Source organism: Akkermansia muciniphila, assembly GCF_040616545.1.
In the GTDB taxonomy this organism is placed as follows: Bacteria; Verrucomicrobiota; Verrucomicrobiia; order Verrucomicrobiales; family Akkermansiaceae; genus Akkermansia; species Akkermansia muciniphila_E.
In genome coordinates, this window is record NZ_CP156688.1 from 249,598 (window position 1) to 263,517 (window position 13,920).

Consider the following 13,920-nt stretch of genomic DNA (forward strand, 5'->3'; position numbering starts at 1 on the left):
AGAATCAGGCCTTTTCCGTCCACCGGATGACGGCGGAAAGAAGCCTTGACGCTCAGGAGCGCCCGGAAGCTTCATCCACAGGGAGCCACTCCAACCTAATAGACCTTGGGCACCAGTCCCTGGCGGCTCATCTTGTCTTCCACCTTGCGGCGGTTTTCTTCCAGACGGCGCGCGTCATAGGTATCATCCACCGGCTGGGCTTCCGGAATGTCCTCTCCGCGCCCGGCCTGGTACTGCTGTACCTGCGGAAGCACCCCTTCCACCAGTTCCCGGCATATCCAGGAGGGCAGAATGTAGGTTTCCGTACGTCCGGCGCGGCTGAGGGCCAGCCCTACAAATTTTCCGTTGACGTCAATGACCGGGCATCCGGCACGCTCCGGGAACAGGGTCATGTCCGACTGGATGACCAGCGGGAATTCATCACGCTTCAGGCTCATGCGGTTGCCCATGGAGTTCATCATGTCCAGGCGTTTCTGGGGAAATTTCATCACCTTGGGCCGGGGGCCGGTGAGGAGTTTTCCTTCAATCACCTGATTTTGCCGCCTTACCTCCACGGGAACCGTTTCACCGGGGCTCACCCCGACCATGGCGGCGCGGATGGAGTACATGCCGTCCACCGGCTTTCCGTTCAGTTTCATCAGCAGGTCTCCGGCCAGCAGGCCGCTGCGGTGCGCGCCGCTTCCGGCTTCCACACCGCCGATCATTACCCCCTCCCCATCCCAGCGGGGATCGGAAACGATGCCCAGATAGGGCTGGTCGTCCGCCCGCAAGCTGCGCTGCGCCACGGAGACCACGCCGAAGTCACTGACATGCCCCGTAGGGGATACGGCTGCAATGACATCCCCTTCCTCCGCCTGGACATAGGAGTTCAGGTCAATGGGAGGAGCAGGAAGCCCCGGCACATCCATCATCAGCAGGTCGTGTTCCGGAAGGGCAAAGAGTACCTTGGCGTCGTAAACCCGTCCGGAGGAGTCCACCAGCATAACCGGGCGCCGCTCCTTCTGAAGGTCGCTCAGCTTGGTAAGCACTTTTCCCTTCCCCACCACCGTTCCCAGGGCCACCTGGGTGTTGCCGGCTACCAGCGCCACCACGGACCGGCCCACCGGACCGGCCACCTTGTCCCATTCCTGGAAGATTTCCTTGGCCTGGTTGTCAAGCACCGCCCTGTCCTCCGGGGCAATCATCTGCTCCGGGGGAAGTGGGGAGGCTATTTCCTGGCCACAGGCGGCGGACGCCGCCAAAGCCGCCCATAAATATTTCATCATCATCCCTGAGTCTCTTCTTCATGTTTCAGGCCGGACATCAAATCTCCGCGCCTGCCGAATGTAAGGTCCGCCTTGTAGGCAGTTCCTTTCCTCACCACCACCACCGGAACAGTTTCCCCGGGGCGGTGCCTGCCCAGCTCACGGAGCATGTCCCGCACGGAACGCAGGCTCCGGCTGTCCATGTGGGTAATGACATCACCGGGCTTGATGCCCGCGGTATCCGCCGGGGAGTTCACCACCACGTCCTGCACTACCACGCCGTCCACGCCCAGCACGTCCATCATGGCAAATCCCAGAACGGGAGATTCCGGGTCAGCCATGGGGTGAAGGCCAAGCTGGCCCCAGTGTTTCCCGGCAAGCAGGCTGTCCCAGTCCTTCCGGAACACGGAGACGGGAACATGGTTGTTGATTTTCAACATGGGGCCTATGGAGGAATGAATGCCCACCAGCTTGCCGGACAAGTCAAAGAGGGGGCCGCCGGAGTCCCCGCCGATCAGCGTGCATTCCGAAATAAGGAAACGCTGCTTTCCGTCCGTGCACAACCGTCCCATGCGGATGGGAGCACGGCGCTCCGGGTCAAATCCCTTGGAATGGCCCAGCGCCACCACAAAGTCACCTACATGCAGCCCGTCTGATTCCCCCAGCTCCACATGGGGATAGTTTCCGCCTCCGATGATTTGCACCATGGCGGCGTCCCGCGTAAAGTTGGCGCCCAGCACGCGGCCCTTGACCACGCGCCCGTCCGCAAAGACCACGCGCATGATTTCATCACCGCCCACCACGTGGGCCGCCGTTAAAATAAGGCCCTGCGGCGTGACGATCACCCCGCTACCCGTCTCCCCTCCGTCGGAAACCAGAGCCACCGTGGTAGCCGTGGCCCTGGAAGCCACCTCATGCACATGCTTCTGCAAATCCGCCATGGAAGAGACATTTCCCGCCAGGCTCATTCCCCCTAAAAACAGGGACATAAGCCCCCCAACGACCAAGTAATAAAAACTCGTCATCCTGAATGCTGATATCATGAAATTACCGATAATCGTATGATAGGACATATCCTACCAGATAAACGTTTAAACCGATACAAATTTGTCTAACAATTGCGACATGGGGCCCTATCTTTTGCTTAGACCATCCCGGTTGTTTATGATAAATTCCTCCCACGGATGGGTTTAAACGACAAATCACGGAAACGAAATGCCGGCTCCTGGCGGGAACGCATCCAGGACGATGAAGCGGCTTCCCGTCCCCCAACGGAACGCAGGAAGAGGTCTGCCCCCCGCCCGTCCTATCCCGGCCTGCCGCCAGAGGCCCCCGGTCCGGCCGTGATTCCCGGGCCCACCCGCAGAACCGGGAAATCCCGCGGCGGTTCTTCCCGGAATGATGCGCCGCCGCCCCGTCCGCGCCGCATTTCCCGGCCCGCACCGCCGGAGGAGTATGATGACTACGATGAACCCGGAGAGGCCCCCCGCTCCGCACGCCCGGGAAGGCCGCGCAAGCCGCGTTTTACGATTTTCGGAGCCCTGCTCTTCGTCCTGTTGATGCCGTTCCGCTTTATCGGCTCCCTGACGCGGAATATCCAGTGGTTCGTCAGATGGCCCCTGCGCATCCTGCTGGGGTGCTGCTTTGCGGGCATCGTGATAGGCTCCATCCTGGTATTCCTGTACGGCACCATTTCCAACCGCTATGACATTTCCGAGGTCAAGAGCAATATTCCGGAACGCACGGTGATTCTGGACCGCAAGAACCGCACCATCGGCACCCTGCACGGGGAAAACCGCAAGCGCGTCTCCCTCCAAGAGGTTCCCCCCATTTTCATTGACGCCCTGATCCTGCGTGAAGATAACCGCTTTTACGACCACGGCGGCGTGGACTGGATAGGCGTTGGCCGCGCCTTCGCGCAGGTGCTCAAGCACAAGCGGGCCACGCAGGGGGCGTCCACCCTCACCATGCAGCTTGCCAAAATCACGTACAACCACCAGGAGCGCAACCTGCACGCCAAGCTGACGGAAGTGGCGCTGGCAAAACGCATTGAAGCCACTTACACGAAAGACGAGATTCTGGAGACCTATATCAACCGCATTTTCTGGGGCCATACCTTCCTGGGGATTGCGGCTGCGGCGCGCGGGTATTACGACAAGGAGCCGCGGGACCTTTCCCTGTCGGAGTGCGCCACCCTGGCCGGCATTATTTACGGCCCGAACGATTTCTCCCCCATCAAGCATCCGGAGGAAGCCAAGAAGGTGCGGGACATCGTCCTGGGCCTGCTGGAAAAGGAGGGGAAGATCACCCGGGTGCAGTATGAGGCGGCTCTGGCGGAACCAATCGTTACCCGGATGCCCCAGTCCCGGTCAGAGGAGAATTACGCCATGGGCCTGGTGCGCCGGGAGCTGGACGCCATTCTGGAGGAAGAAGATATCCGCCTGGGCGGCCTGGTGGTCCACACCACGCTGGACCTTGACCTGCAGAACGCCACGCTGGACGCCATCAACAAGCACATGGAAGCGCTGGAAGCGCGCAAGGATTTCAGGAAGCACCTGGCTTCCCTGCAAGCCAGGCGGGAGAAGAAGGGAATCCTCAAGAACAAGCTGACCACCAAGGCGGAATATGAAGCGGCCCTGGCCGCCTGGAAGGCGCTCCCCCCGGAACGGAAGGAAGGGACGCAGCCTCCCATGCCCAATTACATCCAGTCCGCCGCCGTAGTCATGGACAACGCCACCGGGGCGCTTCTCGCCGTCGTCGGCGGCCGGGATGCGGAGGAATCCAAGCTGAACCGCGCCATCCAGTCACGCAGGCAGACCGGCTCCCTGTTCAAGCCGTTCATTTACGCCACCTTTTTCCAGCAGGGCAATTCCGCGGATACCCGCATTTCCGACGACCGCATCGGCTATGGGGAGATACGCGGAGCCGCCAACTGGTCCCCCCGCAACTCGGACGGCACGTACCGGGGCATGAAGCCGGCCTCCTTCGGCCTCATTCTTTCCCGCAACACCATGTCCGTACGCATCGGCAACCGGGCCGGATTGTCCAACGTCATCCAGTCCGCCCAGCTGGCGGGCTTCCACGGGAATATTTCCCGCACTCCGGCCCTTTACCTGGGCACGTGGGAAGCCTCTCCGCTGGACATCGCCAGCGCTTACAGCGTTTTTGCCAACGGCGGCGTACGCCCCACGCCGTATATCATTGACCACATTACGGATTCCAGGGGGCAGCCGCGCTTTGCCATCACCAGGAGCAAGCGCACCGTATACACCCAGCGGGCGGCCAATATCACTTCCTCCATCCTCCAGCAGGTCTGCAAACCCGGAGGCACGGCAGGCAGGATCACCACCCTGGGCTTCAAGCCCCCCTGCGGCGGCAAGACCGGGACCACGAACAATTACACGAACGCGTGGTTCGCCGGATATACTTCCAACCTCACGTGCAGCGTCTGGGTGGGCTTTGACTCCTCCACCAAGATTCTGGAAAAAGGGTACGGCGGCACATTGGCCCTGCCCGTCTGGGTGGACATCATGCTGGCGGCCCAGAAGGAGGGCTACCCCGCCAACGCCATCCGAACCAGCCCCGGTTCGGAAGGCCAGGCCGTGCTCGTCTGCCGGGAGTCCAACCAACTGGCCCATTCCGGCTGCCAGTATGCCAAAACGGCTTATTTTGAAACTTCCGCAGGCTACCATGCCCCCACCAAAATGTGTGAAAAGCACATCCCCATGGCGGAGCCGGATACGGAGGAGAATATTCCCTTTGCGGAGCCGCTTGACGGCAGTGATGATAATATCCCCCTGGCCGAGCCCGTGGAAGAGACGGACGGCATCCCCTACGCCACCCCCATCTGAACTACCTTTTCCCTATCATGAATTCCCCCCTGATCCCCTGGATTGCGGCCCTTCTGCTGCTGGCCGCCTGCGCGGTGCTGCTGGTTTTCCTGCTGCGCTACCGTGACCGCTCCGTCCGCCTGGAGGCGGAAGCCCGCTCCTGGCAGGAACGGGCGGAGGACAGAACCCAGATGCTCCACCGGGCGGAGGAGGTGCTCAAGGATTCCTTCGCGGGCATCAGCGCGGAGGTCCTGCGCAATTCGGAAAAACAATTCCTGAACCTGGCGGAAACCCGGCTTCAGAACCAGCGCCAGCAGGCCAACCATGAACTGGAATCCCGCAAGCAGGCCATTGAGTCCATGCTGAAGCCGGTGAGCGAGTCCCTGAAACTCGTCCAGTCCCGGCTGGGAGAGATGGAGAAGGAGCGCGTGGGCGCCTATACGGACCTGAGAACGCAGATCCGCTATATCCTTTCCGGGAACGAGGCCCTGAAGAATGAAACCGCCAGGCTTTCCCAGGCCCTCCACCACAACAGCGCGCGCGGCCAGTGGGGGGAACTCCAATTGCGCCGCGTGGTGGAACTGGCCGGAATGGTGGAGTACTGTGATTTCACCACGCAGGAAACCCGTTCCAGGGAAGAGGACCGGGTGCGCCCGGACATGGTAGTCCACCTGCCGGGAGGCCGTTCCATCATCATTGACGCGAAGGCGCCCATGACCTCCTACCTCAGCGCGGGACAGACGGACAGGCAGGAGGAGCGCCGCCAGTTGATGAGCCGCCATGCCGCAGACGTGAAAAGGCACCTCCAGCAGTTGAGCGCCAAGAATTACTTTGCCCAGTTTTCCCCGTGCCCGGAATTCGTGATCATGTTCCTTCCGGGGGAGGCCTTTTTCCAGGCGGCGCTGGAAGCGGACCCCTCCCTGATTGAGTTCGGCGCGGAGAACAAGGTTATCCTCTCCACTCCTTCCACCCTGATCGCCCTGTTGAAAACCGTCGCGTACGGGTGGAAGCAGGAACAACTGGCGGACAACGCCAAGAAAATCTCGGAGGCGGGAGCGGACCTGTTCAACACCTGCTCCATCCTCACGGGCCACTTTTCCTCCCTGGGCAAGAGCCTGAACCAAGCGGTGGCCCAGTATAACAAGACCGTCTCCTCCTTTGAGCACCGCTTCATTCCCCGGGCGCAGAGGCTGAAAAACCTGGGCGTCACGTCCACCAAGGATTTGCCCGGCAATCTGGAAGACATCACCTTACAGGCAAAATCCGCGGACATTTCTCCCCCTCTTTAAACCAACAAATATTTATTTCAGATTTTCATCGGTTTGACATAACCGATTGAGAAATAAAATTTTAGCAGAGTTTTTGAATTTCAGAGGTAACGAGTTAGTAACCGTGCGTATTCCAGCGATTTGCGGTGCTGTACTGTCAAATAACTCGGGGATAAAGACACGGAATTTCTTTGGCACTTCAAGCATGTATTTCCCTTTTTTTATCTGGTAAACACTCCTCCTATGGAAAGAGCAAATAAGGCAACACTTTTTAGAGATTTACTCTTTTTGTGAAGCAAAAAGGAAGAAATTTCTAAAAACCGCTTGCGGCTCGGTGTTGACGTTCCGCTCTTGGAATATACCTTTGTGTTCAGATAAATAAAGGATTGCCCTTTCATTAGCCCGACTAACGCCAAAACCACGTGGTACGGGCAGGTATTCGTCTATCAGTAATTTAATCACATTTTATCATAAATGAAATTTGGCAGTCGTTTTAGAATCATAGCAACGAAACACCAGCGTTTAGTGATATATGCAACTCCTTTTTTTCGCCTGATAGCACTATAAATTTGCTTTACAGCTTTATCAACATTTGCAACCCAAAACAGACCTTCACCTTTTGCCATATCTGTATTAACGAACCCTGGTCGTATATCCGTAACAAATATTTGCGATTTTACTTTTTTTGCTTTCTTTCTTAATGCTTCCGCATAATTTATTTGATATGCTTTCGTAGCATTATACGAAGGAGCTTGCCATTCTCCTCGAAGCCCTGCAACGGAACTGATAACAACTAAATGTCCATATTTTTGCTTCTCGAAGAAATTAAATGTCCAATCTGCAATACTTGTAAATCCTGTTACATTCACATCTATTGTTCTTTTTTCTATTTGAAAATCTAACGTTTTATTTATATCACCCGTTCCTGAACTGATAATAAGTAAATCCAATCCACCGAGTTCTTCAACCAATTTTTCTATAGCTTCTATCGCTCTTTCGGTATCTGCAACATCAAGTGTTTGGATATAATATTTTTCTGTATTTTCTGCTTTTAATTCATTAAGGAGTTCTGTACGCCTGCCTGTTATTCCAACCTCATAGTTATCATTTATTAGCGTTTTCGCCAATGCTTTTCCAATTCCTGAGGTTGCACCAATAATTATTGCTTTCTTCATTTACTGTATATTTTTACATTTTTCATATCTTGTATGGTGCTTCCATCCACTTGCCCATAATTCTTGTGTTGGCTCAATAATTATTCAAAATACACAATGCGCAGAAAGAATAAATATAGCACTCTACACTCGCAAAAATACGAAATCTCTGTCAAACAGCCCGCATTATATCTTAAATTATTTATTTTTATTGAGTTATGTATTTTATGCGATTATATTCCTCTTCCTTTCTTTGGCTGTGGTGGGATAGGTTTGATATGGAGTCTAACGGACTGTTTCACTCGTTGGTATTGCTCCCTGAACCAGCCGATGATATTCTGCGTGTCAATAGATAGACGGTACTTATCGGGGTTGTTCGGCTCGCGTTGCTCCTTTAAGATTTGCAGCTTGGCATCCTGCACGCCGAATGACCGATTATGTTCGGTCGAATGGAGTTTGCCCGTAACGGAGAGTGTTTCGCCTCTAAAAACTTCTTAATAGCCTCTACCGTCAATCCTACACCCTTGCATAACTGCGCCATACGCAGGTTCTCGCCGAGTGTCGGCAAGATAGCCAGCAGCAGATTGATGTCTTCCTGCGCCTTGTACGGCTCAAAGTCTTGTTTGAGCCTTTCCAACCGGGATTCCAGCGCGGATATTTCCTCTTCTTTCTGTTGGGTGTACTGGTGCATATCGAGGAACTTCTCCTTTCCCTGTCTTTATTATCTGATCGGGAACAACAAGCTGTCTTCCTCCCGCAACCGGGCGGACAGTTCCGCCGCGGAGGCGCACACCGGCACGTGAAAGGCGTCCAGCGCGGCGCGGGAACTGTAGCCCCACCCCACCAGTACCAGGCGCGTTCCGGCATTCACGGCAGTGTTGCCGTCGTGGGCGGAATCCCCCACCATACACACCTGCCCCGGTTCCATGCCCCAGGCATGGACGATGGACAGCAGGGAACCAGGCTCCGGCTTGCGCGGGAAACGGTCTGAAAAGCCCATCACCACCTGGAAAGGCACCTCCGGAAGGATATGGCGCACCAGCGGACCCGTGACCACATGCGGCTTGTTGGACAGGACGCCCAGGGGATGCCCCTCCGCGGCCAGTTCCAGCAGCATTTCACGGATGCCGGGGTACGGCGCCGTGCCGTCCTGCCAGGTATGGGGATATTCCTTCATGAACCCCTTGTGCACCGCTTCAAAGGCCTCTTCAGGCACCTCCCCGTGAAAGTATTCCCGCAGGGAAGCCAGGCAGAGCTCCCGCGCGCCCCGGCTCACCATTCCCCGGATGGCATCCACGGAATGCTCCGGATACCCCAGAGCCTTCAAGGCCAGGTTCAGCCCGCGGGCGATGCCGGGAATGGAGTCCACCAGCGTTCCGTCCAGGTCAAAGACAAAACCCGTTTTCATGGCCTCAATGGCAGAATCCGCGTTCGGAAGTTTCCACGAACTCAATGATTCTCTTCAGGCAGGGATTTTCCGCATAGTCCGAGTTCCGGAGTTCCTCCAGGGCCTCATGAACGGTCAGCTTCTTGTTGACGAAGAGTTTTTTGTAGCACATGCGCACGGCCCTCAGGTCTTCCTCGGAAAATCCGCGCCTCTGCATGCCGATGGAGTTGACGGAGCGCGTCACGGCCGGATGGCCTTCCACAATGGTGTACGGCAGTACGTCCTGGGCCACGCGGGCCATGGCTCCCACCATGGAGTGCTCCCCGATGCTGACGAACTGGTGCACGGCGCAGCAGCCCGCCAGGATGGCGTAATCCCCCACCGTGACATGGCCCGCAGCGGTGGCGAAGCCGGAGAAAATCACATGGTTGCCTATCTGGCAGTCGTGTCCGGCATGGCAGGAGACCAGGAACAGGTTGTTGCTGCCTATCCGCGTGGCGCCGCCTATGTCCGTAGCGCGGTTGATGGTGGCGTTTTCACGGAAGACGTTGTTGTCCCCCACTTCCAGGTAGGTCGGTTCCCCCTGGTATTTCAAATCCTGGCTTTTCAGGCCTATGACGGAAAACGGGAAGAACTCGTTGCCGCTGCCGAAGGAGGAAGGGCCGTCAATGACCACATGGCTGTGCAGCACGCAGCCGGGGCCCAGCTTTACATGTTCTCCGACAACGCAAAAGGGACCGATTTTAACATCATCCGCTATTTCCGCAGTAGGATGCACTACTGCCGTTGGGTGTATTTCTGGCATGGCTGGGGCAAGTATGAAACAAATTCAGGTGATTAAAAGGCTAAATCCCGCTCGGAATGCCTTTTTGTCACATTTGTCCGGAGGAGCTGACATACGCCTCCATCTCCGGAAGCCAGGGAATGAGCAGCACGTACATGATCTGAAGGCACAGGATGATCAGCACCAGCGTCATCACCACCTTGCGGAGGCTAAGGGAGTCATTCAGCACATCCGTGGTGCCCAGCTTCCGGTCCCACGGGGTAAAGCCGAAACGGCGCACCCACCACCAGGAGAAGAACAGGGCCAGCAGCATCAGGGAGGGGGCAAAGCAGCCCAGGCCCAGCACCATGACGAACAGGGAGCGCCTGAACGCCGTGGAGAAGGAGAGGCGGTTCCCGCGGTAGTCCCTGACGGAGACGCCCAGCATGGCTTTTCCCGGCGTGGTGCCCAGCGCCGCCACAAAGGCGGCTTCAATGAGCACGAGCGGCAGGCAGAGGTAAAGCAGGGCTTCATAGGAGCCGGGGAGAAAGTCCGGGCTGAAGCCCAGGCCCAGTACCCTGAGCACGGCCAGGTACAGCGTCATGTGCATCATCACATCCGCCATTCTTCCCAGAAAACGCACGTACGGGTACGGAACCACCAGCACCACGTCCTCCTCCGGGGCCTTTTCCGCTTCTTCCTCCGGCAAGGATTCCCCGTCCGCGGGTTCCGCCACGGAGATTTCCGCAGCAGCATCCTCCGGAGCTTCTTCCCCGGCCTTCCGCCGTTCCTCTTCTTCCTCCCGGACGGCAAACATTTCCTTTAGCACCGGGAGGTCATGGATGCGCACCCATTCCGCGCATCCGGCATGCCATGCCCGGGCGTTTTCCGGTATGAGGCCCGCCTCCAGCATGGAGATGACTTCCACCTCCGGCAGAGGCCCCTTCTTTTCATGATCCTGAATCCAGTAAATATCCATGAGGCGGTTCCTGTTACATGCTGCGCAGGGAGCGGGCCGGGTCCTGGCGCGCCGTGATGAGGGCCGGAATGATGGAGGCCACCACAACCATGACAAAGGCCTTCACGCCCTGCCACGCCAGCTCCGTCCAGTCAATCACCACCGGAATATTCGCCGTGCCGTGGAACGCCACGGGGAACGGATCAAAGCCTATTCCCGCCAAGAAGCCCTGGATCTGCATGCGGTATTCCAGCACCAGCAGCCCCAGCCCCACGCCCAGGAGCGCCCCTATAAAGCCGATGATGACCCCCTGCCACAGGAAAACGCGCACCACCTGGAACGGCGTAGCCCCCAGGGCCTTCATCACGGCGATTTCCCTCTTCCGCTGGATGGAGACGGTGAACATCACCGCCATGATGCAGAAGGCGGAGATCAGGGAGATGAAGGAAAGCACGAAGCTCATCATCATGCGCTCCTTTTGCATGAGTTCAAACCATGCGTTAAAACGGTCATGCCAGGTTTCCAGCGTCCACGCGGAGGACGGCTTTTCCTTTTCCAGGGCCTGCATCACGGGAGCCAGCATGGTTTCCACATGGTAGGGATCATCCACGCGCAGGGCCACGGCCTGCACCACGTCATCCTCATAACCCAGCAGTTCCTGGCCGATGACCAGCGGAATGAACAGGTCCGGGCTGGGCGTATGCTGGGAGGCCCGGTAAATGCCGATCACCTCCAGGTCCTTCGGCATGACCAGTTCCCTGATTTTGCGGAAGCACTCCATGTCCGCCTCATTCCGCTGTCCGGCCTTGAAGCCGCCCAGAATGGTTTCCCATTCCTTGCGGGTGCCTTCCGGGAAGGCCACGGTGCCGTTGTCCAGGGCTTCCCCGTCATTCAGCACGGCCAGCAAATCCATCAGGCCGGAGCGCTCCGCGTCCCTGCGGGGAACGGAGAGCAGGCCGTTGAGCAGGTTGAACACGTTGTCCACGGAGGCCTTCTTAGCCGCTTCGCGCCCCTGCTCCGTTTTCAGGGACTTGCCCCATTCCTTCAAATCGTTGAGTTCCCGGGCGTTTTTCTCCGCCAGTACGGGCAGTTCCGTCTGCTGGTAGGCGTGGGAAATTTCCTGGAAATTGCGGGTGGTGTACACCCGGATCACATCTCCCACGTTCAGCCCCATGTTTTCCGCCACAATGGAAGAGACCACGGCCTTTTCCCCCATGTCCAGGTCCGCATTGCCCGCCACCACCAGGTGCTTTAAATCGTCCAGCTGGGCAGCGTTTTCCGTATCAATGGCCCGGAAAAAACACGGCCTCTGCCGTCCCTGCACGTCCACCAGCGCATAGTCTTCTATCAGGGCATAGGTGGACTGGACGCCGGGAACGTGTTTAAGCTTCCCGCTCAGCTCCATCCAGTCCGGAATCACCTCCCTCACGCCGAAGTCATTCCTGTAACACACCTGGACGTGCGGGGAATGCGCAAACAAGTTCCCCTGGATTTCCTTCTGGAGGCCGCCCATCACGGACAGCACGACAATGAGCACCATCACCCCAAGCGACACGCCCAGCAGGCAGATCAGGGTGATGATGGAAAAGAAAGTCCGCAGCGGGTTCAGATACCGCAGCGCCAGGCTCAGGCTGATGTACCGGCTCAATAGGTTCTTCATGAATAACGCGGCACACCTTGCCTGAACGCCGTCCCCTTTCCAAGCTTAAAACATGTTCCGTGCAGGGCCGCCCGCTACTTGGCGGCGGCGGGCTGCCATTCCGTGCACAGCCACCGGGCCATGGAGGCGATCACCTTCTCGCAGGCGGGGGCGGAGTCCTTCGAATCCATGACGAATACGGAGACCGCCATTTTCCGGCCATTGGGAAGAACGATGATGCCCACGTCATTAACGGCGGTAATCACGCCCTCCGGGGACGTAAAGCCCGATCCGGTCTTGTGCGCCACCACGTAATCCTGCGGCAGCTTTCCTTTCAGGCGCGTGGCTCCCGTAGCGCAGCCGGCCATCATGTCCCAGAGGAAGCGCTGCGTGTCCTTGTCCAGGATTTTCCCCTCGTCAAACGCGCGCAGCAGGGCATTCATGGCTGAAGGACGGCTTGAGTTGACATACTGCAAGTCGTGGTTCCGCAGCATCTCGTTTTCCGTAAACCGGACGTTGATGCCGCTGATGCCCCATTCCTTCAAATCCTTCTGTACGGCTTCCGTACCGCCGATGAGGGCGAACAGGAAGTCGCAGGCGTTGTTGTCGCTCTCCTGAACGGTCACGCGCAGCAGTTCCTTTAAAGAAAAATCACCGCCCTGCGGAAAGCGCTCCCGCAGCGGGCTCCAGGTGTCTTTCACCAGTTGTTCCGGGCGTATACGGATGATCTGCTCCAGATTCAGTTTCCCTTCATCCACCCGCTTCAACACGGACAGGGCAAGGATGAATTTGAAGACGCTCTGCATGGGATAGGCCGCTTCATCCCCTATGGATACGGTTTCCCCCGTGTCCAGCATCACCGCAGCCATGCCCACGCGGGCTTTCAGGGAATGCGCCAGCTTCTGCACGGCAGCGGAATCAGCCGCGGGAGCGGCGCCCAGCACGGGGAGAACCCCCAGGGAAATGGCGCAGGAACATGCCACGCAGCCGCGGAAAAAAGAACCGGAAAAAGTCATGGCCGCCATTGCATACCGAACCCGCAACAACCGCAACAGCAATCCAAGAACCGGCCCCCTTTTTTTCCGTCATCCGCAAGCCGGGCAGGAGCCTTGCCTCCGGGCGCCCTTCCTGATAAGAAAGAAGGCATGTCCCCCGTCCTTTCGGAAACCCTCGTCTGGTGCGTCACCCTGCTTCTGTTCGGCATGGGCCTGATAGGCACGCTCATTCCCATGCTTCCCGGCATCATCATCATTGCGGCAGGCTGCATCTGGCAGGGCGTGATGGGCACCGGGCGCCTGGAGTGGTGGGGCTGGACCGTGCTGGCGCTGCTGGTGGCAGGCGGCCTGGTCATTGACAAGCTTTCCGGCGGCATGGGGGCCAAAAAATTCGGCAGCACCGCCGCAGGCATCTGGGGGGCCATCATCGGCGCCGTGGTGGGCGCCGTCCTGTTCACCCCCATCGTGGGGCTTCTGTTCATGCCGTTCCTGGGAGCGCTGCTGGCGGAACTCGTCTTTGCCAGAAAGGACATCCTGGCCGCGTTCAAGGCCGGTTCCGGAGCGGCGCTGGGGATGCTCACCGGGCTTCTGCTGGAATTCACCTGCGGCCTGCTCATCATCGCCTGGTTCTGCTCCTGCTACTTCCTTTTTTAACGTCGTCCATGAGCCCCCGGCCGGACCG

General features: G+C 57.9%; 12 protein-coding genes. 3 read left to right on the plus strand and 9 right to left on the minus strand.

What is annotated here, in order from left to right; genetic code table 11:
• Positions 1–95: 95 nt before the first annotated feature.
• Together ABGM91_RS00975 and ABGM91_RS00980 are read right to left on the minus strand one after the other, a co-directional pair.
• The gene (locus ABGM91_RS00975; protein WP_354833017.1) at positions 96–1,268 is read right to left on the minus strand and encodes a PDZ domain-containing protein; all 1,173 of its coding nucleotides are present in this window, start codon (positions 1,266–1,268) and stop codon (positions 96–98) included.
• Positions 1,265–2,233 (minus strand): trypsin-like peptidase domain-containing protein, encoded by a 969-nt coding sequence (locus ABGM91_RS00980; RefSeq protein ID WP_354833019.1) that lies wholly within the window; start codon positions 2,231–2,233, stop codon positions 1,265–1,267. The genes ABGM91_RS00975 and ABGM91_RS00980 overlap by 4 nt, the downstream gene beginning before the upstream one ends.
• A 195-nt stretch (positions 2,234–2,428) precedes the next feature.
• On the opposite strand from ABGM91_RS00980, the gene ABGM91_RS00985 reads away from it, so the two are divergent.
• On the plus strand, positions 2,429–5,095 hold the full coding sequence (locus tag ABGM91_RS00985; protein WP_354833021.1) for a transglycosylase domain-containing protein: 2,667 nt from the start codon (positions 2,429–2,431) through the stop codon (positions 5,093–5,095).
• A 17-nt stretch (positions 5,096–5,112) separates the two neighbouring features.
• Complete coding sequence (locus ABGM91_RS00990) at positions 5,113–6,363, plus strand: DNA recombination protein RmuC (protein WP_354833023.1); 1,251 nt, start codon at positions 5,113–5,115, stop codon at positions 6,361–6,363.
• Between the two features lie 437 nt (positions 6,364–6,800).
• Here the strand turns inward: ABGM91_RS00990 and ABGM91_RS00995 are convergent, their stop codons facing one another.
• The 7 genes from ABGM91_RS00995 to bla all read right to left on the minus strand — a co-directional run bounded on the left by ABGM91_RS00995 (position 6,801) and on the right by bla (position 13,259).
• Positions 6,801–7,517: an SDR family NAD(P)-dependent oxidoreductase gene (locus tag ABGM91_RS00995; protein WP_354833025.1), complete on the minus strand. Its 717-nt coding sequence runs from the start codon at positions 7,515–7,517 to the stop codon at positions 6,801–6,803.
• Between the two features lie 373 nt (positions 7,518–7,890).
• The gene (locus ABGM91_RS01000) at positions 7,891–8,187 is read right to left on the minus strand and encodes a hypothetical protein (protein ID WP_354833027.1); all 297 of its coding nucleotides are present in this window, start codon (positions 8,185–8,187) and stop codon (positions 7,891–7,893) included.
• Between the two features lie 30 nt (positions 8,188–8,217).
• Positions 8,218–8,904 carry an HAD family hydrolase gene (locus tag ABGM91_RS01005; RefSeq protein ID WP_354833029.1) on the minus strand — a complete coding sequence of 229 codons (687 nt, stop codon included), beginning with the start codon at positions 8,902–8,904 and terminating at the stop codon, positions 8,218–8,220.
• A gap of 4 nt (positions 8,905–8,908) precedes the next feature.
• Entirely contained in the window at positions 8,909–9,688 is a 780-nt protein-coding gene (gene lpxA / locus ABGM91_RS01010) for an acyl-ACP--UDP-N-acetylglucosamine O-acyltransferase (protein ID WP_354833031.1), read from the minus strand.
• 67 nt (positions 9,689–9,755) lie between these two features.
• The gene (locus ABGM91_RS01015) at positions 9,756–10,625 is read right to left on the minus strand and encodes an RDD family protein (RefSeq protein ID WP_354833033.1); all 870 of its coding nucleotides are present in this window, start codon (positions 10,623–10,625) and stop codon (positions 9,756–9,758) included.
• 13 nt (positions 10,626–10,638) lie between these two features.
• Positions 10,639–12,264 (minus strand): FtsX-like permease family protein, encoded by a 1,626-nt coding sequence (locus tag ABGM91_RS01020; RefSeq protein ID WP_354833035.1) that lies wholly within the window; start codon positions 12,262–12,264, stop codon positions 10,639–10,641.
• A 74-nt stretch (positions 12,265–12,338) separates the two neighbouring features.
• The gene (bla, locus tag ABGM91_RS01025; protein WP_354833037.1) at positions 12,339–13,259 is read right to left on the minus strand and encodes a class A beta-lactamase; all 921 of its coding nucleotides are present in this window, start codon (positions 13,257–13,259) and stop codon (positions 12,339–12,341) included.
• Between the two features lie 129 nt (positions 13,260–13,388).
• Here bla and ABGM91_RS01030 point away from each other — a divergent pair, with 129 nt between their 5' ends.
• Entirely contained in the window at positions 13,389–13,892 is a 504-nt protein-coding gene (locus ABGM91_RS01030) for a DUF456 domain-containing protein (RefSeq protein ID WP_354833039.1), read from the plus strand.
• The last annotated feature ends 28 nt before the right edge of the window (positions 13,893–13,920 follow it).